The 17005-nt window shown below is 67.3% G+C and carries 16 protein-coding genes and 1 tRNA gene; 9 read left to right on the plus strand and 8 right to left on the minus strand.

The window, feature by feature from the left end; all coding sequences use genetic code 11:
* Positions 1-10: 10 nt before the first annotated feature.
* From ABGI63_RS23065 to ABGI63_RS23085, 5 genes are read right to left on the minus strand one after another with little or no spacing between them, the layout of a single operon-like run.
* Positions 11-796 (minus strand): M90 family metallopeptidase, encoded by a 786-nt coding sequence (locus ABGI63_RS23065; RefSeq protein WP_349744899.1) that lies wholly within the window; start codon positions 794-796, stop codon positions 11-13.
* Positions 796-1569 carry a UDP-2,3-diacylglucosamine diphosphatase gene (locus ABGI63_RS23070; RefSeq protein ID WP_349744901.1) on the minus strand — a complete coding sequence of 258 codons (774 nt, stop codon included), beginning with the start codon at positions 1567-1569 and terminating at the stop codon, positions 796-798. The genes ABGI63_RS23065 and ABGI63_RS23070 overlap by 1 nt, the downstream gene beginning before the upstream one ends.
* Positions 1556-2050 (minus strand): peptidylprolyl isomerase, encoded by a 495-nt coding sequence (locus tag ABGI63_RS23075; protein WP_262968509.1) that lies wholly within the window; start codon positions 2048-2050, stop codon positions 1556-1558. The genes ABGI63_RS23070 and ABGI63_RS23075 overlap by 14 nt, the downstream gene beginning before the upstream one ends.
* Before the next feature lie 5 nt (positions 2051-2055).
* Positions 2056-2625 (minus strand): peptidylprolyl isomerase, encoded by a 570-nt coding sequence (locus ABGI63_RS23080; RefSeq protein ID WP_432767464.1) that lies wholly within the window; start codon positions 2623-2625, stop codon positions 2056-2058.
* 51 nt (positions 2626-2676) lie between these two features.
* Positions 2677-3195 carry a tetratricopeptide repeat protein gene (locus ABGI63_RS23085; RefSeq protein WP_349744904.1) on the minus strand — a complete coding sequence of 173 codons (519 nt, stop codon included), beginning with the start codon at positions 3193-3195 and terminating at the stop codon, positions 2677-2679.
* 223 nt (positions 3196-3418) lie between these two features.
* On the opposite strand from ABGI63_RS23085, the gene cysS reads away from it, so the two are divergent.
* From cysS to ABGI63_RS23115, 6 genes are all read left to right on the plus strand, one after another.
* Positions 3419-4795, plus strand: a complete 1377-nt coding sequence (gene cysS / locus ABGI63_RS23090; RefSeq protein ID WP_349744905.1) for a cysteine--tRNA ligase — start codon at positions 3419-3421, stop codon at positions 4793-4795.
* A 1-nt stretch (position 4796) separates the two neighbouring features.
* Complete coding sequence (locus ABGI63_RS23095) at positions 4797-5450, plus strand: DNA-3-methyladenine glycosylase family protein (RefSeq protein ID WP_349744907.1); 654 nt, start codon at positions 4797-4799, stop codon at positions 5448-5450.
* Positions 5451-5512: 62 nt separating this feature from the next.
* Entirely contained in the window at positions 5513-6484 is a 972-nt protein-coding gene (locus ABGI63_RS23100) for an acetyl-CoA carboxylase carboxyltransferase subunit alpha (RefSeq protein WP_349744908.1), read from the plus strand.
* The gene (gene tilS / locus ABGI63_RS23105) at positions 6453-7778 is read left to right on the plus strand and encodes a tRNA lysidine(34) synthetase TilS (protein ID WP_349744934.1); all 1326 of its coding nucleotides are present in this window, start codon (positions 6453-6455) and stop codon (positions 7776-7778) included. The genes ABGI63_RS23100 and tilS overlap by 32 nt, the downstream gene beginning before the upstream one ends.
* A gap of 107 nt (positions 7779-7885) precedes the next feature.
* Positions 7886-9157: an aspartate kinase gene (locus tag ABGI63_RS23110; RefSeq protein WP_137942247.1), complete on the plus strand. Its 1272-nt coding sequence runs from the start codon at positions 7886-7888 to the stop codon at positions 9155-9157.
* A 46-nt stretch (positions 9158-9203) separates the two neighbouring features.
* A tRNA-Ser gene (locus tag ABGI63_RS23115) sits at positions 9204-9296 on the plus strand.
* Between the two features lie 58 nt (positions 9297-9354).
* Here ABGI63_RS23115 and pdxR read toward each other — a convergent pair.
* On the minus strand, positions 9355-10812 hold the full coding sequence (gene pdxR / locus ABGI63_RS23120; RefSeq protein WP_349744910.1) for a MocR-like pyridoxine biosynthesis transcription factor PdxR: 1458 nt from the start codon (positions 10810-10812) through the stop codon (positions 9355-9357).
* Positions 10813-10869: 57 nt separating this feature from the next.
* Here pdxR and ABGI63_RS23125 point away from each other — a divergent pair, with 57 nt between their 5' ends.
* Both ABGI63_RS23125 and ABGI63_RS23130 read left to right on the plus strand, forming a co-directional pair.
* Positions 10870-11490, plus strand: coding sequence for an FMN-binding negative transcriptional regulator (locus ABGI63_RS23125; protein ID WP_349744912.1), 621 nt, complete (start codon positions 10870-10872; stop codon positions 11488-11490).
* A complete protein-coding gene (locus ABGI63_RS23130; RefSeq protein ID WP_349744915.1) occupies positions 11487-11939 on the plus strand; it encodes a GNAT family N-acetyltransferase in 453 nt (150 codons plus the stop codon). The genes ABGI63_RS23125 and ABGI63_RS23130 overlap by 4 nt, the downstream gene beginning before the upstream one ends.
* Before the next feature lie 5 nt (positions 11940-11944).
* Here the strand turns inward: ABGI63_RS23130 and ABGI63_RS23135 are convergent, their stop codons facing one another.
* The gene (locus ABGI63_RS23135; protein WP_349744916.1) at positions 11945-13930 is read right to left on the minus strand and encodes an alpha/beta hydrolase family protein; all 1986 of its coding nucleotides are present in this window, start codon (positions 13928-13930) and stop codon (positions 11945-11947) included.
* 78 nt (positions 13931-14008) lie between these two features.
* Complete coding sequence (locus tag ABGI63_RS23140) at positions 14009-15694, minus strand: electron transfer flavoprotein-ubiquinone oxidoreductase (protein ID WP_349744919.1); 1686 nt, start codon at positions 15692-15694, stop codon at positions 14009-14011.
* 204 nt (positions 15695-15898) lie between these two features.
* Here ABGI63_RS23140 and ABGI63_RS23145 point away from each other — a divergent pair, with 204 nt between their 5' ends.
* A complete protein-coding gene (locus ABGI63_RS23145) occupies positions 15899-16996 on the plus strand; it encodes a phospholipase A (protein WP_349744921.1) in 1098 nt (365 codons plus the stop codon).
* Positions 16997-17005 lie beyond the last annotated feature (9 nt).

Here is a 17005-nt window from a genome sequence, read left to right on the forward strand (position 1 = left end):
GGGCCTTTTTTTACGGGGCCAGGTCTTGCCTAAAGTAGCCGGCCAGTAGTTCGTACAGCGCCGGCTGCTCCCACTTCAGTTCGGCCGGGGCGACAAAGAAGGCCTCGGCCGCAACCGCGAAGAACTCCTCCAGGCTCTCGGCGCCATAGGGATCGATCAGGGTCGGCGCCCCGGCGTCGACCTGCTCGCAGAACCCTTGCCACTCGGCCTCGATCACATCCAGCCAGCGTTCGCGCTCGGCCGCCGAGCCCAGCGGCGGCACGCCGTCGGCGAGGCCGTCGCCCATGTCCAGCACATGGGCGAACTCGTGGATGACGACGTTGTAGATGCTGTCCGGCTCGGCCGAGGCGGGGTCGCCGCTGTCGACCTCGCTCCAGGCCAGCATCAAGGGGCCGCCCTCCATCGCCTCGCCGGCCAGCACCTCCTCATAGCGGTGGACCACGCCGTCCTCGTCGATGAATTCGCGCTGCGCGACCACCTCGCCCGCATGCATCACGATGCCAACAAAGCCGTCATAGGCCGCCAGGCCCAGGCGCAGCACCGGCAGGCAGGCCTGGGCCGCGACGGCCAGTGCGACCTCATCGGTGACCTCGAAACCGTCGACGCCGTGGAATTCCTTGGCGGACAGAAACAGCGAACACAGGCGCCGCAGCTCGGCCAGTTCCTCGCTGGAACGGGCGGCGATGAAGGGGTAGCGCAGCAGCGTCAAGCGCCACAGCGGCTCGGGGATGGCGTAGTCGCGCAGCGTTTGCGCCTCCCGCCTGGCCTGCCAGGCCGACCACAGGCGCCCCAGCATCAGAGCAGGGCGATGCGCCGCAAGCCCTGGGCGTCCAGGCGCAGCACGTCGGCGCGCGGGAGTTCGGCCTCCAGATCCCAGTCGGACAGCACCCATCGCCTCAGGCCTTCGCCCAGGTCATGGACGGCCGGGCGGTGCGTGTGGCCATGCAGCAAGACCTGGCACCGGGCCTGCCGCAGCCAGTCGCGGCAGGCGGCGGCATCGAGATCGGACCAGTTCTGGAGTGTTTGCCCGCGTTTGTTCAGCTCGCTGGCCTCGCGCATCTGGCGCGCGATCGCGCGGCGCTGCGGCAGCGGCTGGGCGAGGAATTCGCGCTGCCAGTCCGCGCCGCGCACCTGGGCGCGAAAGTGTTGGTAGTCTTGGTCGTCCAGGCACAGCGCGTCGCCATGGCTCAGCAGCAGGCGCTGCCCTAAGGCCTCGAGCGCGATCGGGTCGGGCAGCAGCTGCAGGCCGGCATCTTGCGCCATCGCCTCGCCGAGCAGGAAGTCGCGGTTGCCGGCCATGAAGAAGAGCCTGCGTTTCCGGCCGGCGCGTTGCAGCAGGGCCGTGCACTCGGCTTCAAAACCCTCGAAGCGGGCATCGTCGCCGATCCAGACCTCGAAGATATCGCCGAGCAGGAACACCGCCTTGGCCGGCGTGCGCTCCAGGTGCTGCTCCAGCGCAGCCAGCGTCAGCGGCGTGGCGGGCGCCAGATGCAGGTCCGACAGAAAGTCGATCACGCCCCACTCGGGAGGCGCGATCAGGGTCGGGGTGTCGATATCAGGCGATTTCAACCGCGCGCTCGATCACCACATCTTCCAGCGGTACATCGTCATGGAAACCGCTGCGGCCGGTCTTGACCTTCTCGATCGCATCGACGACTTCCTTGCCTTCGATGACCTTGCCGAACACGGCATAGCCCCAGCCCGACGGGGTCTCGGACTTGAAGTTCAGGAACCCGTTATTGGTCGTGTTGATGAAGAACTGGCTGGAGGCCGAGTGCGGGGCATTGGTGCGGGCCATGGCCAGCGTGTAGTGCTCGTTGGTCAGGCCGTTGTTGGCCTCGTTCTGGATCGTCGCGTCGGTGGCCTTCTGCTTCATGCCGGGTTCCATGCCGCCGCCCTGGATCATGAAGCCCTTGATGACGCGGTGGAACACCGTGCCGTCGTAATGGCCCTTGCGCACATAGCTGAGGAAGTTCTCGACGCTCAGCGGTGCCTTGGCATCGTCGAGTTCGACCTTGATCAGGCCGTGGTTGGTATGCAGTTCAACGATCTTGCTCATTTCTTGGGCTCCACAATGGCCTTGGTGATGATCACGGGTGTCAGAGGCAGGTTTTGATGCATGCCTTGGTTGCCCGTGGGTTTGATGCGAATCTTGTCGACGATGTCCATGCCTTCGACGACCTGGCCGAACACCGCATAACCCTTGCCGTCGCGTGCGTTGGCGGCGTCCAGAAAGGGGTTGTCGACGACATTGATGAAGAACTGCGCGGTGGCGGAGTTGGGGTCGCCGGTGCGGGCCATGGCCAGCGTGCCGCGCACATTGTTCAGGCCGTTGCCGGCTTCCAGCGGGATCGGCGGACGCGTCGGCTTTTGCTCCATCTTGGGCGTGAAACCGCCGCCCTGGATCATGAAGCCCTCGATCACGCGATGGAAGATCGTGCCGTTGTAATGGCCGGCCTTCACATACTTGATGAAGTTGTCGACCGACTTGGGTGCCTTCTGGGCGTCCAGCTCGATGCGGATATCGCCCTCGGTCGTGCTCAGCTTGACCGTCTGGGCCCAGGCCGGTGCGGCGGCCAGCAGCGCCAGCAGGCCCAGCGCAGGGAGTAAGGAGTGTTTTTGCATGAACATGGTTGCGGGCTGAAAAACGCGAGAGTGCTATTGTTACCCAGGCCGTCAGCGAGCCGGGCTCAAGCGGCTCAGCTTGAGCTTGAGCGCCGCGCCGTCGCCGCTGCCATGTTTGAGTGCCAGCCCATAGGCGCGGGCCGCCATGCGCAGCAGCACATCGCCCAGATTCTCCTGGGCCTGGGCGTGCTCGGGCTGCAGCCGCACCGCCTGTTCCAGCGCGGCATGGGCCAGGTCCAGCTCGCCCCGGGCGGCGTAGAGCACGGCCAGGTTGTTGAACGGGTCGGCCAGGTCGGGGTAGTCCTGCGTCAGGGCCAGCAGCCCGGCTTCCGCCTGGCTGGCCTGGCCCAGCTCCATCTGCATCACGGCTTGGGCAAAGCGCAGCTTGGCATCGTTGGGGTTCAAGGCCAGCGCGGCCTGCACGGTCTGCAGCGCCTGGGTCTTCTGACCTTGCAGCCACAGGGCCTGGGCCGCGTCGAAATCCTGCGCTCCGGCCGGCAGCGCGCACAGCCACGCGCTCGTCAGCAGCGCCGCGAGGCGTAGCCTGTGGGGGCGGAAAAAGGGACGCAAGCTGGCAGCAGGACTGTGCATAAGTTCTTGGGCGCTAAGCCCGGGGCCTGGGCGCCGCCGAAGAGCGAGCCGCTATACTGACCGATTCTACGGGGCCCACCGCTGCGCGCTTTATGCGATCTCGAAGTGCCTGATTTCGAAGTCCCCATCGCAACAGAGCCGTCCGCAGCCCAACCCTGAGCTCGCCATCGATTCACGACCGACGCTGGCAAATCAAGATCCCATGTCCCTGCGCATCTACAACTCGCTGACCCGCAAGGTCGAGCCCTTCAGCCCTATCGATCCCGGTCATGTGCGCATGTATGTGTGCGGCATGACGATTTACGACCTCTGTCATGTCGGCCATGCCCGCATGATGATGGCTTTCGATGTGGTGCAACGCTGGCTCAAGGCCTCGGGCTTCAAGGTCACCTATGTGCGCAACATCACCGATATCGAGGACAAGATCATCAGGCGTGCGGTCGAGCGGGGCATCAGCATCCGCGAGCTGACCGACGAGATGATTGCCGCGATGCGCCGCGACATCGGCGCGCTGGGCGTCGAGACACCCACGCATGAGCCGCGCGCCACCGACTATGTGGGCCAGATGCTGGACCTGATCGGCACCCTGGAAAACAAGGGTCTGGCCTACCGCGCCAGCAACGGCGATGTGAACTACGCGGTGCGCAAGTTCCCCGGCTACGGCAAGCTGTCCGGCAAGTCGCTGGACGATTTGCGCGCCGGCGAGCGCGTCGCCGTCGACGACGGCAAGCTCGATCCGCTGGATTTCGTGCTCTGGAAGGCCGCCAAGGACAGCGAGCCCGAGGATGCCAAGTACTCTGGCCCTTACGGCCCCGGCCGCCCCGGCTGGCATATCGAATGCTCGGCCATGGCCTGCGCGCTGCTGGGCGAGCATTTCGACATCCATGGCGGCGGGCAGGATCTGCAGTTCCCCCACCACGAGAACGAGATCGCCCAGAGCGAAGGCGCCAGCGGTGGCAAACCCTTCGTCAACGTCTGGATGCACAACGGCTTCCTGAATGTCGACAACGAGAAGATGTCCAAGAGCCTGGGCAACTTCTTCACGATCCAGGATGTGCTGAAGCGCTACGACGGCGAGACGCTGCGCTATTTCATGCTGCGCACCCATTACCGCAGCCCCTTCAATTTCAGCGACGCCAATCTGGACGATGCGCGCAGCGCACTGCGCCGGCTCTACACGGCGCTGGATGGCCTCGACGTCGAGGCTGGCGAGATCGACTGGACACAGCCGCAGGCGGCCGCTTTCCGGGTCGCGATGGATGATGACTTCAATGCGCCCGGCGCGGTGGCCCAGCTCTTCGAGCTGGCCGCCAGCCTGAACCGCAGCCGTTCGCTGGACGAGGCACGCCTGCTGAAGAGCCTGGGCGCGGTGCTGGGGATTCTGCAGCAGCCGCCGCGCCAGTATCTGCAGGCCGGCAGCGGCCTGGACGAGGCCGCGATCCAGGCGCAGATCGAAGCCCGTGCGGCCGCGAAGGCGGCACGCAACTTCGCCGAGGCCGACCGCATCCGTCAGGAGCTGCTGGCCGCCGGCATTGTCTTGCAGGACTCGCCCCAGGGCACGACGTGGATGAAGGCCTGAGGTGGGACGCGCTGCAGCGGGGGTGACCCCGGACTACTGGGACGAGGCTTGCCGCCATCTGGCCAAGCGCGACCGCGTGATGAAGAAACTCATCCCGCAGTTCGGCGAGGCGCGGCTGCAGGTGCGTGGCGATGCGTTCACGACCCTGGCGCGCTCCATCGTCGGCCAGCAGATCTCGGTCAAGTCCGCGCAGGTGGTCTGGGAGAAGTTTGCCGCGCTGATCAGCATGCCGACCGCCCGCGTGATCCAGCCGGCCGCCGTGCTGGCACTGCCGGTGGCCGATCTGCGCACGGCCGGTCTGTCGGCCCGCAAGGTCGAGTATCTCAGCGATCTGGCCCAGCATTTCGAGGCCGGGCGGGTGCATGTGCGCCAATGGACGCAGATGGACGACGAAGCCATCATCGAGGAGCTGGTGGCGATCCGAGGCATCAGCCGTTGGACGGCCGAGATGTTCCTGATCTTCCATCTGATGCGGCCCAATGTGATGCCGCTGGACGACCCCGGGCTGCTCAAGGGCATCAGCCAGAACTACTTCAGCGGCGAGCCGGTCTCGCGCGCCGAGGGCCGCGAGGTCGGAGAGGCCTGGGCCCCTTACCGCTCGGTAGCCACATGGTACATTTGGCGCAGCCTTGATCCGCTCCCGGTGGAGCCCTGACCCTGGTATCTCGGCCCGTATCTACCGATCGCGGGCCGTCATCTCTGAAAGACCTAAGCAGGATGAGCAAGAAACATTTTCTCGAATTCGAGCAGCCGATCGCCGAGCTCGACACCAAGATTGAAGAGCTGCGCTACGTGCAAAGCGAGTCCGCCGTCGACATCTCCGAAGAAATCGACCGCCTCAGCAAAAAGAGCCAGCAGCTCACCAAGGACATCTACGCCAATGTGGCGCCCTGGCAGGTCTACCAGATCGCCCGGCACCCGCAACGCCCGCAGACCCTGGACTATTGCGCCGACGTGTTCACCGAGTTCCAGGAACTGCACGGTGACCGCCATTACGCCGACGATGCCGCCATTGTTGGCGGTCTGGCCCGCTTCAACGGCCAGGCCTGCATGATCATCGGCCACCAGCGCGGCGCCGACTCGAAGGAACGCACCAAGCGCAATTTCGGCATGCCGCGCCCCGAGGGCTATCGCAAAGCCTTGCGCCTGCTGAAGCTGGCCGAGAAGTTCGGCCTGCCGGTCTTCACCTTCATCGACACCATGGGCGCCTATCCCGGCATCGGTGCCGAGGAGCGAGGCCAGTCGGAGGCGATCGGCCGCAATATCTTCGAGATGGCCCAGCTGGAAGTGCCCATCATCGCCACCGTGATCGGTGAGGGCGGCTCCGGCGGCGCGTTGGCCATCGGTGTGGCCGACCAGGTCCTGATGCTGCAGTTCGCCGCCTATTCGGTGATCTCGCCGGAAGGTTGCGCGTCGATTCTGTGGAAGAGCGCCGAACGTGCCTCCGAAGCGGCCGACGCGCTGGGCATCACCGCCCACCGCTTGAAGGCCATGGGCCTGATCGACAAGATCGTCAACGAGCCGGTCGGTGGTGCCCACCGCGACACCAAGGCCATGGCCTCCTACCTGAAGCGTGCGCTGTCCGATGCGCTGCGCCAGGTCAGCGATCTGAAGCCCAAGGAATTGCTGGAGCGCCGCTATGAGCGCCTGCAAGCCTATGGTCGCTTCACCGACACCAAGAGCCGCTGAGCCTCAGTCGCGCCGCTGTGTAGCGGTCGCCTACAGCGGCGGCCGCGATTCCACCGCCTTGCTGCATGCGACGGCCCGTCAGGCCGGCGAACTCGGTCTCGAGGTCCTGGCCCTGCATGTGCATCACGGGCTCAGCGCCCATGCCGACGATTGGCTGGCCCACTGCGAGCGGCAATGCGAGCGCTGGGCCGCCTCGGGGCTGCCCCTGCGCCTGCTGTCGCGGCGTCTGGACGGCGCGCCGGCGGCGGCGCAAAGCGTCGAGGCCTGGGCCCGCGAGGGGCGCTATGCGGCGCTGAGGGCGATGGCCCAGGCGGCCGGCGCCGATCTGCTGCTGCTGGCCCAGCATCGCCGTGATCAGGCCGAAACCCTGCTGTTGCAGGCCCTGCGCGGCGCCGGCGTGGCCGGTCTGGCCGCGATGCCGGTGCAGCAATGGCGCGATGGCCTGCTCTGGGCCCGACCCTGGCTGGCGCAGCCGCGCGAGGCCATCGAGGCCTATCTGCACGCCCATGGCCTGGACTACATCGATGACGACAGCAATGGCGACCCTCGCTACGCCCGCAACCGCCTGCGCTTGCAGGTGTGGCCGGGGCTGAGCCAGGCTTTTCCGGCCGCCGAAGCCAGCCTGGCGCAGACGGCCGAATGGGCGCAACAGGCCTTGGCCTTGCAGCACGAGATGGCCGCTGCGGATCTGACGCAACTCGCCGGCCCCGAGGGCCTGGACATGGCGGGTCTGCTGACCCTGTCGCCGGCACGCGCCAGCAATGCCTTGCGGGCCTGGTTGCACGCCCGGCTCGGCCGACCGGCGCCGGCCAGCCTGGTGCAGCGACTGTTGCACGAGTCGGGCACGGGGCAGGGGGCCTGGCCTTGCGCCGGCGCTTCGCTGAGGCTGTATCGGTGGCGCTTGCTGTATGTCCCTGCGCCGGCTGCGACCGCAGCGCCTGTGATCGAACTGAATCTGGGGCGGCCCGGCGTCCATTCCGTGCCGGCCTGGCAGGGAGCGTGGATTGTTGAAGCCGTCGAGCGCGGTGGCGTGGCCGCCGCGAGCCTTGCATCGCTGGTGATGCGCCCGCGCGAGGGCGGTGAGCAGTTCCAGCGCCACGCGGCCGGCCCGCCGCGCAGCCTGAAGAAGGCGTTCCAGAGCGCCGCCTTGCCGGCCTGGCAGCGCGGCGCACCGCTGCTTTATGCCGGTTCCCAGCTGCTTTTCGTGCCAGGCCTGGGCCTGGATGCGCGCTGCCTGGCCCGGCCGGGCGAGCCGCAGCTGAGCCTGGACTGGCGTCCTGTGCCTCGCATGTAACGCCCGGGGCGTCGATTGCTGCGGTGCGGCAGCTAGAATCGAGGGCTGCGACCGCGGCGCACCCCTTGCCCGATTCAGGGCCTCGACCCCCGCGTTGAAGAATCCCCATGGCACTGATAGTTCACAAATACGGCGGGACCTCGATGGGGTCCACCGAGCGCATCCGCAATGTGGCCAAGCGCGTCGCCAAATGGGCGCGCGCCGGGCATCAGATGGTGGTCGTGCCCTCGGCGATGAGCGGCGAGACCAACCGCCTGCTGGGCCTGGCCAAGGAACTGGCCCCGGCCTCGTCCAGCCCGGAGCTGAATCGCGAGCTGGACATGATTGCCGCTACCGGCGAGCAGGTCTCGGTCGGCCTGCTGGCGATCGCACTGCAGGCCGAAGGCCTGGAGGCCGTCAGCTACACCGGCTGGCAGGTGCCGGTGCAGACCGACTCCTCGCACACCAAGGCCCGCATCGAGAGCATCGATGACGCGCGCGTGCGCGCCGATCTGGCCGCCGGCAAGGTCGTCGTGATCGCCGGCTTCCAGGGTGTTGACGAAGATCAGAACATCACGACCCTGGGTCGTGGCGGCTCCGACACCTCGGCCGTGGCCATTGCCGCTGCGATGAAGGCCGACGAGTGCCTGATCTACACCGATGTGGACGGCGTCTACACCACCGACCCGCGCATCGTGCCCGAGGCGCGCCGCCTGCACACCATCAGCTTCGAAGAGATGCTGGAGATGGCCTCGCTGGGCTCCAAGATCCTGCAGATCCGCTCGGTCGAGTTCGCCGGCAAGTACCGCGTGCCGCTGCGCGTGCTGTCCAGCTTCACGCCCTGGGACATCGATATCAACGAGGAAGCCAAGTCCGGCACCCTGATCAGTTTTGAAGAGGACGAAAAAATGGAACAAGCCGTCGTGTCGGGTATCGCCTTCAACCGTGACGAAGCCAAGGTGACCTTGCTGGGCGTGCCGGACAAGCCCGGCATCGCCTTCCAGATCCTGGGCCCGGTGGCCGAGGCCAATATCGACATCGACGTCATCATCCAGAACGTCTCGCAGGATGGCAAGACCGACTTCAGCTTCACCGTGCACCGCAACGATTACGCGCGCACGATGGAACTGCTGGAGAGCACCGTCGGCCCGGCCACCCAGGCCGCCAAGGTGCTGGGCGACCCGAAGATCTGCAAGGTCTCCATCGTCGGCATCGGCATGCGCTCGCATGTGGGCGTTGCGTCCAAGATGTTCCGCGCGCTGAGCGAGGAGGGCATCAATATCCAGATGATCAGCACCAGCGAAATCAAGACCTCGGTCGTGATCGACGAGAAGTACATGGAGCTGGCGGTGCGTGCGTTGCACAAGGCCTTCGACCTGGATCAGGAAATTTCTGCCTGATTTTCTTGAAGCCTCGAATTCTTCGTATAGAATGCGAGGCTCAGCTGGAGTCGTGACCGAGTGGCCGAAGGTGCTCCCCTGCTAAGGGAGTATGTGGGCAAAACCTGCATCGAGAGTTCGAATCTCTCCGACTCCGCCAACAGTTGAAAAGCCCCCGCAGCGCAAGCTGCGGGGGCTTTGTTGTTTCTGGGCCGCCCTTACCGCCAGGCGCGGGCCAGCGTTGCGACGGCGGACCGGATCTGTGCCTCGGTCACGCCGGCAAAACCCAGCAGCAGCCCGGCGCGTGCGCTGGCCGGCAGCACGGCGCCGACCTGGCGCAGCGGGCCCAGCTCGACGCCCTGGGCCTCGGCCAGGGCATGCAGGCGCTGCTCCTGCACGGCGCTGTCCAGCGGCAGCAGCGCGTGCAGGCCGGCATCGACCGGCGCCAGCGGCAGCGCGGTACCGAAGTGCTGTTGCCAGCTGCCCAGCAGCGCGTCGCGCCGGCGCTCGGCGGCGCGACGCACCCGGCGCACATGGCGCAGGAAGTGGCCTTGCTCGATGAAGTCGGCCATCACGCTCTGGTCGGCGATCGAGGCATGCCGGTCCAGCAGCGCGCGCAGCTTGGCCAGATTCGACGCCCAGGCCGGCGGCGCCACCAGATAGCCCAGGCGCAGGCCCGGGAACAGCAGCTTGGAGAAGGTGCCGATATAGAGCGTGCGGCCGCTGCGGTCCAGGCTGGCCAGCGGCGCGAGCGGCACACCGGTGTAGCGGTACTCGCCGTCGTAGTCGTCCTCCAGGATGTAGGCATCATGGCGCTGCGCCCAGGCCAGCAGGTCCAGGCGCCGCTGCAAGCTCATCACCGCGCCGCTGGGAAACTGGTGCGAGGGCGAGACATAGGCCAGCCGGCAAGGCCCCAGCGCCTCTAGCGCGCCGACCTGCAGGCCCTGGGCGTCGACCGGCACCGGCAAGACCCGACCCCCTTGCAGGGCCAGCGCCGCAGCGGCGGCGCGGTAGCCGGGCGACTCGATCGCGGCGCGCTCGCCGGGCCCGAGCAGGGCCAGCGCGGCCAGCGCGATGGCCTGCTGAGAGCCGCCGGTGATCAGCACCTGCTCGGCCGTGCAGCGCAGGCCGCGCGAATGGCTCAGGTAGCGGGCCACCATCTCGCGCAGGCGCGGCAGGCCGGCAGGGTCCGAGTAGCCCAGCGATTGCTGGCCGGCGCGGCGCCAGAAGCGCGCCTGCAGCCGGGCCCAGATCTCGGCCGGGAACAGGTCCAGTGCCGGCACGCCATAGCGGAAGGCGCGCGGCGGCCCCTCGACCATGCGGGGCTGGCTGTAGCGCTGCAGATGCTGCCACAGCGCGGTGCCCGGCATGGCCTGCTGCGCAGCGGACCCGGCGGCCTGCGCGATGGCGCCGCCCGGCAGCCCGGCCACATAGCTGCCATCGCCGACGCGGGTCTGCAGAAAGCCCTCGGCCAGCAGCTGCTCGTAGGCCCGCACCACGGTGTTGCGCGACACCCCGAGCGCTGCCGCCAGCTCGCGCGTGGTCGGCAGGCGCAGTGCGGCCGGCAGCTGGCCTTGCAGGATGCGTGTCTTCAGCTGCGCATGGATCTGGCGGGCCAGCGGCTGACCCGGCTGCAGCTTCATGCCGGCTGGATCAAGGGCCAGGATTGGTGCCATGAAAATTCCGGATATTGGATCTTTGATCGTACCAAGCGATGCCCTAGAGTGAGGGCCATGTACACACCCAAGCACTTTGCACTGAGCGATCTGGCGCTGGCGCGCCGGCTGATCGATGAACAACCCTTCGCGATGCTGGTCGGCCCCGATGTGCAGGGGCAGAGTTTCGTGACCCATCTGCCGCTGTCCTGGGGGGGCGATGAAGAGGGTTGGTGGCTGGAGGGGCATATGGCGCGCGCCAATCCGCACTGGGCCTGGCTGGCCGCGCAGGGCCAGGTGCTGGCGGTGTTCAGCGGGCCGGACGGCTATATCTCACCGACGCACTACGAAACCCGGCTCAATGTGCCGACCTGGAACTACCTGGCCGTGCATGTGCGCGGGGCCTTGCAGACCCTGGATGAGGCCGCCGCCAAGGACGCGCTGCTCAAGCGTCTGATCGCCCGCCATGAGCCCGGCTATGCCGAGCAGTGGCGCGGCCTGCCCGAGGACTTCCAGCACAAGCTGCTGGGCGCCATCGTCGGCTTCCGCATCCGGGTGGAGCGCTGGGAGGCCAAGGCCAAGCTGAGCCAGAACCGCTCGGCGCTCGAGCGCGCACGCATCATCGCCCACAGCGAGGCCGGCACGGCCAAGGAACGCGAACTGGCGCAGTGGATGCACCAACTGGGGCTGGGCGCATGAGCCGGCCGGACTGGACGATTCGGCCCCTGCAGGCCGCCGACCGTGCCGGCTGGGAGCCGCTGGCGCGCGGCTACAAGGCCTTCTACGAGACCGAGCATGATGCCGCGACCTACGAGCTGGCCTGGCAAGGCCTGCTGGCCGGGCAGGAGGTCCATGGGCTGGCGGCGGTCGATGACGCGGGCCGGCTGCTGGGCATCGCGCATTACCTGTTCCACACCAGCATCTGGACCGGGCCCTGCTGCTATTTGCAGGATCTGTTCGTCGCTACCGAGGCGCGTGGCCAGGGCGTGGCTGCTGCGCTGATCGCGGCGGTGGCCGAGTGTGCCCGCGCGCAGGGTGCGACGCGCTACTACTGGCTGACCCAGGCCCACAACGCCAGGGCCCGCGCGCTCTATGACCGGGTGGCCCAGCATCGTGGCTTTGTGCGCTACGACTATCCGCTGGGCTGACGCGATCAGGGCTTGAGCTGCTCGGCCAGAAAGCGCTCCAGCAGGTCCAGCATTTCGTCATGGTTGCCGGTGAGCCGGTAGCCGTGGCCCTCGCCGTACTTGGCCAGCCAGAGCGGCTCGTTGCCGGCACGCTGCAAGGCGCGGCGCATGCTCTCGGCCTGCTCCAGCGGCGTGCGCCGGTCATCGACGCCGGCGTAGATCATCACCTTGGATTTGATTCTGTCGGCCAGATGGACCGGCGAGACGGCCTGCAGCGCGGCGCGCTGCTGCTTGGGATCGCCCACCATCTCGACCCAGAACTCGCGCGCCCGCTCGTTGCTGGAGATGTCGCTCCAGCCCGAGTCCAGCAGCGCCGGCAGATCGCTGACCGGCATGCCGGCGACCGCGCAGCGGTAGCGTTCGGGTGCCCGGGCCACCGCCATCAGGCTGGCATAGCCGCCGTAGCTGGCGCCCATGATGCACAGGCGCTGCGGGTCGGCATCGGCGCGCTGGAGCACGGCGGCCAGCACATCGTCCAGATCGTCCTGCATGGCCAGGCCGAACTGGCCGCGCGAGGATTGCAGCACGCGCTTGCCGAAGCCCAGGCTGCCGCGAAAGCTGGGCAGCACGACCAGATAACCGCGCGAGGCCAGCCAGCGGGCCGTGGCCATGTCGCCGTGCTCGTCGCCCCAGACGGCACCGCGGTCCCAGGGGCCGCCGTGCACCATCATCAGCACGGGCAGGGGCTGGCCTTTCGGCGCCCTGACCGGCTTGAGCAGATAGGCCAGCAGTGGCAGGCCGTCGCGGGCGCGCAGCTCCAGGATCTCGGTCCCCGGCACGCGTTCGCGTGCCAGTCCGGGGCGGCTGTTCAGCAGCTCGGTGAGCAGGCCTTGCCGGCTGTCCAGCAGGTACCAGCGCATCACCTCGGTGTCTGAGCTGGAGCCCACCAGCACCCGATCGCGGGCGCTGAACTGCAGGATGTTGCTGCGGCCCGGCAGGGCCTTGTCGACCAGTGCCTGCACAGCCCGGCGACGCTCATCCATCCAGAGCTGCAGCGGGCGCTCGGCCGCGACGGAAAAGCCCAGCAGCTCGTGGGTGAGCTCATGATGCAGCTGCGCACCGACGGGCGATCCCAGCGCGTCAACGGCCACGTCGTAGCGCGGATGCTCGACCAGGACCTCGCCCCATTGCTGGCGCTGCGGGTCGTACTCGCGCACGGACGTGGTGTCGCGGCCCGCGTTGCTGGCGACCAGCAGCTTGCCGTCGGCCTCGATGCTCAGCGGCACGCTGACGTCGCCACGGCTGCCGCGATGGCGCCAGAGCTCGCGCCAGCTGCCGTCGCTGTCACGGTAGTGGCTGATCAGATCCAGCGAGTCGGCCTCCCGGCCGATCGCCACCCGCGGCTGGAGCTGCGCGTCCAGCACCCAGCGGCCGATGCGCGGCGGGCGCTTGTCGGTCAGCAGCTTGCGTTTGCCGGTCAGTACATTGAGGCGATAGAGATCGATGCTGTGCTCGTCCACATCGTTGCTGGCAACGATCAGCTCCTCATCGCTGCCAGGCACGCGCTGCTGCGGCCACATCTGCACCATCCGGCGCACGCCCGTGTTGGCCCATTCGCCGGCGGTCTGGAACAGGCGGCGCTGCTCCTTGCCGTCGCGGCCTGTCACATAGAGACCCCCCACATGGCTGCTGGTCTTGCGGCTCTGTCCCAGCTGGGTCAGCGAGAACACCAGACGCGCGTCACCGAGCCAGATGAACTCGCCGACGTCGGCAAAAGGCACGGAGATTCGGGCGGTGAAACGGTCGCTGTCCAGATCGAGGATGGCCAGGTTGCGGCGGCGGTCTTCGCCGGGCACCAGAACGGCCACATAGCGGCCGCTGGGTGAGAGCTGGGCGGCGGCATAGTCGGGCGAGCGGAACACCTCGGCGCGGCTCAGCGGCTGGGCCTGGGCGGCCGACCCTGCCAGGAGGGCGGCGATCGTGAGCAGGGCAGTGCGGATCAGCGAGGGCATAGAGATAAGCAAGGCAGACATGAAAAAGCCCGCCGGTGAGGGCGGGCTATGGCGGAAGGCTAAGCGCTGCGTCGGACTTTACATGCCCGCGTAGTTCGGACCGCCCCCACCTTCGGGGGTGACCCAGACGATGTTCTGCGTCGGATCCTTGATGTCGCAGGTCTTGCAGTGCACGCAGTTCTGCGCATTGATCTGCAGCCGGTCCTCGCCGGCATCGGTCTTGACGAACTCGTAGACCCCGGCCGGGCAGTAGCGGCTCTCGGGGCCGGCGAACTTGGCCAGGTTGATGGCCACCGGCACCGCGGCGTCCTTCAAGGTCAGGTGGGCCGGCTGGTCTTCCGCATGGTTGGTGTTGGAGACGAAGACCGAGGAGAGCCGGTCGAAGGTCAGCTTGCCATCGGGTTTCGGGTAGTCGATCTTGCTCGACTCGGCGGCGGGGCGCAGATAGACATGGTCGGGCAGGGTGCGGTGGATCGTCCACGGCGGGCTCTTGATGCCCAGCTTGGGCAGGAACCACTGCTCGATGCCGGTCATCAGCGCGCCGACCGTGTTGCCCTTCTTGAACCACTGCTTGAAGTTGCGCGACTGGTTCAGCTCGGCGTGCAGCCAGCTCTGCTCGAAGGCGGCCGGGTAGGCGGCCAGCTCGTCGTGCGAGCGGCCGGCGCCCAGGGCCTCGAAGGCGGCTTCGGCGGCCAGCATGCCGGTCTTGATGGCTGCATGGCTGCCCTTGATGCGGGCCGCGTTCAGATAGCCGGCATCGCAGCCGACCAGGGCGCCGCCAGGGAACACGGTCTTGGGCAGGCTCAAGAGGCCGCCGGCCGTGATCGCGCGCGCGCCGTAGCTGATGCGCTTGGCACCTTCCAGGTGCGCGCGGATGCTGGGATGGGTCTTCCAGCGCTGCATTTCCTCGAAGGGCGAGAGCCAGGGGTTCTTGTAGTCGAGGCCGACGACAAAGCCGAGCGTGATCTTGTTGCCTTCCAGGTGGTAGAGGAAGCCGCCGCCATAGGTCTCGTTGTCCATCGGCCAGCCGGCGGTGTGCACGACCAGGCCGGGCTTGGCCTTGTCGGCCGGCACTTCCCACAGCTCCTTGATGCCGATCGCATAGCTCTGCGGGTCCTTGCCGGCGTCGAGCTGGTACTTGGCGATCAGCTGCTTGCCCAGATGGCCGCGCGAGCCCTCGGCAAAGATCGTGTACTTGCCCAGCAGCTCCATGCCCAGCTGGAACTCGCCGGTGGGCTCGCCGTCCTTGCCGACACCCATATTGCCGGTGGCGATGCCGCGCACCTCGCCCTGCTCGCCGTAGACGATCTCGGCGGCGGTGAAGCCGGGGAAGATCTCGACGCCCAGCGCCTCGGCCTGCTCGCCCAGCCATTTGCTGACCGCGCCCAGCGAGATCACATAGTTGCCGTGGTTGTGGAAGCACTCGGGAATCAGCCACTGCGGCGTGCTGGTGGCGCCGCTTTCGCTGAGGAACAGCACCTCGTCGCCGGTCACGGCCTGCTTCAGTGGCGCGCCGAGCTCTTGCCAGTTCGGGAACAGCTCGGTGATGGCCCTCGGGTCCATCACGGCGCCGGACAGGATGTGCGCGCCGGGCTCGGAACCCTTCTCCAGCACCACCACGGACAAGTCCTGACCCTTGGCGGCCGCCAGCTGCTTGAGCCGGATCGCGCTGGCCAGGCCGGCCGGGCCACCGCCCACCACGACCACGTCGTACTCCATGTTCTCGCGCGGACCGTACTGGGCCACAAGTTCTTCGCTCGTCATGCTTGTCCTTGGTTCTTTTGCTGGAGTCACGCGGGCGGCCGCGCGCTTGTTCGGGCCGCATTCTACTGGTGTGATTAAAAAATAGAACGATCGTGCTATTTGGCTTTGGGCTGAAGCCTCTAGCACGGCGCGGAAACCCCGTGTCACAGACCGGCGCCGCCGGGGCTGCCATCATGCGCAGCTCGAATCGTTTTGAACGCCCCCATGCCCAGACATTCCGCTGTCCCGTCGCTGTTGACCCTGCTGGCCGCTGCCAGCGCTCAGCCGGCATTTGCCGAGGCCGAGGCGCCGACCCTGGCCTATTGCGCCGCGATCGGTGCCCCGGCCGACCGGCTGGCCTGCTATGACAAGCTGGCGGGCCGCGCACCCGAGCTGCCGCCGTCGCCCGAGGCGGCGCCCACTGCGGTGGCCGCACCCTTGCCGTCCAGCTCCGAACTGGCCCCCAAGGGTGCGCTGAACGCCGCGCAAACGCGCAGCAGCTCCAGCCTGATGTCCAAGTTCTGGGAGCTCGACGCCGAGGACAAGCGCGGCACCTTCAACTTCGTCGGCTACAAGCCCAACTATGTGCTGCCCTTTCACTACACCAGCCGCATCAACCGCCAGCCGCAGTCGCCGACCCAGGCGGTCGTGGCGCAGCCGAACTACCGGCGCGAGGAGGCCAAGTTCCAGCTCTCGCTGCGCACCAAGCTGGCCCAGGACCTGATACTGCCCGGTGGCGATCTGTGGGTGGCCTTCACCCAGCAGGCGATGTGGCAGATCTGGAACGGCAAGGACTCCAAGCCCTTTCGCAACAGCGACTACGAGCCCGAGGTGATCTATGTGCTGCCCACGCCCGAGGCCTGGCGCCAGCTGCCCTTCGGCTGGCAATGGCGCTATGCGCAGCTGGGCATCGCCCACCAGTCCAACGGCCAGTCCGACCCGCTGTCGCGCAGCTGGAACCGCGTCAATCTGGGCGCCGGTTTCGAGCGCGGTGACTGGTCGCTAAGCACCCGGTTGACCCAGCGCCTCAACGAGCCGCTGGCCACCGACAACAACCCCGACCTGGTCAGCTACCGCGGCCGCGGCGAGTTCCAGCTGAACTGGGCCCATGGCAAGCACACCGCCTCGCTGCTCTATCGCAGCACACTGAAAAACGTCAAGTACGGCGCGCTGCAGCTGGAATGGACCTACCCGGTCTTTGAGGACCAGCCCAACGGCCTGCGCTGGTATTTGCAGGCCTTCCGCGGCTATGGCGAAACGCTGACCGACTACAACTTCCGCCAGACCAGCATCGGTGCCGGGGTGAGCTTCATGCAGTTCTGACCCTGAGCC

This window comes from Roseateles cavernae (genome assembly GCF_040187885.1).
Lineage (GTDB): Bacteria > Pseudomonadota > Gammaproteobacteria > Burkholderiales > Burkholderiaceae_C > Roseateles_E > Roseateles_E cavernae.

Excerpts from the sequence above, each read along its gene's own strand:
- ABGI63_RS23100 (WP_349744908.1), top strand. The coding sequence starts at position 5,513 with ATGAGCAAGAAACATTTTCTCGAATTCGAGCAGCCGATCGCCGAGCTC.
- cysS (WP_349744905.1), top strand. The coding sequence starts at position 3,419 with ATGTCCCTGCGCATCTACAACTCGCTGACCCGCAAGGTCGAGCCCTTC.
- ABGI63_RS23130 (WP_349744915.1), top strand. The coding sequence starts at position 11,487 with ATGAGCCGGCCGGACTGGACGATTCGGCCCCTGCAGGCCGCCGACCGT.
- pdxR (WP_349744910.1), bottom strand. The coding sequence starts at position 10,812 with ATGGCACCAATCCTGGCCCTTGATCCAGCCGGCATGAAGCTGCAGCCG.
- ABGI63_RS23145 (WP_349744921.1), top strand. The coding sequence starts at position 15,899 with ATGCCCAGACATTCCGCTGTCCCGTCGCTGTTGACCCTGCTGGCCGCT.
- tilS (WP_349744934.1), top strand. The coding sequence starts at position 6,453 with ATGGTCGCTTCACCGACACCAAGAGCCGCTGAGCCTCAGTCGCGCCGC.
- ABGI63_RS23065 (WP_349744899.1), bottom strand. The coding sequence starts at position 796 with ATGCTGGGGCGCCTGTGGTCGGCCTGGCAGGCCAGGCGGGAGGCGCAA.
- ABGI63_RS23135 (WP_349744916.1), bottom strand. The coding sequence starts at position 13,930 with ATGCCCTCGCTGATCCGCACTGCCCTGCTCACGATCGCCGCCCTCCTG.
- ABGI63_RS23140 (WP_349744919.1), bottom strand. The coding sequence starts at position 15,694 with ATGACGAGCGAAGAACTTGTGGCCCAGTACGGTCCGCGCGAGAACATG.
- ABGI63_RS23110 (WP_137942247.1), top strand. The coding sequence starts at position 7,886 with ATGGCACTGATAGTTCACAAATACGGCGGGACCTCGATGGGGTCCACC.
- ABGI63_RS23080 (WP_432767464.1), bottom strand. The coding sequence starts at position 2,625 with ATGCAAAAACACTCCTTACTCCCTGCGCTGGGCCTGCTGGCGCTGCTG.
- ABGI63_RS23125 (WP_349744912.1), top strand. The coding sequence starts at position 10,870 with ATGTACACACCCAAGCACTTTGCACTGAGCGATCTGGCGCTGGCGCGC.